The organism is Streptomyces sp. MMG1121 (assembly GCF_001280015.1).
GTDB lineage: Bacteria > Actinomycetota > Actinomycetes > Streptomycetales > Streptomycetaceae > Streptomyces.
This window is the reverse complement of record NZ_LGDV01000083.1, coordinates 1-403: the sequence shown is the minus strand read 5'-3', so window position 1 is coordinate 403 and position 403 is coordinate 1. Positions and strand designations below refer to the sequence as shown.

1 protein-coding gene is annotated in these 403 nt (G+C 71.7%); it reads left to right on the top strand.

The window, feature by feature from the left end; all coding sequences use genetic code 11:
* On the top strand, positions 1 to 403 hold a 403-nt coding region (locus ADK64_RS08690), incomplete at both ends, for an AMP-binding protein (protein ID WP_159046201.1).

Genomic DNA, 403 nt, shown 5'->3' with positions numbered 1-403 from the left:
CGGCGACGCCGGACGCGGTCGCGCTGGTGTGTGGAGACGCCGAGTTCACGTATCGGCAGCTGAATGCCCGGGCGAACCGGTTCGCGCATGCGCTGATCGCCCGGGGTGTCGGGCCGGAGCAGGTCGTGGCGGTGGCTCTGCCGCGGTCGGTGGAGTCCGTGGTGGCGGTCCTGGGTGTGCTGAAGGCCGGGGCCGCGTATCTGCCCGTGGATCCGGCGTACCCGGCGGCACGGATCGCGTACATGCTGGACGACGCCCGTCCCACGGTGGTGATCGACGACCCGGCGGATGTGGCCGAAGGGGACTGGCCGGACACCGACCCGCAGACCTCGCTCGACGTCCGGCATCCGGCCTACGTGATCTACACCTCGGGTTCGACCGGCCGCCCCAAGGGCGTCGTGGT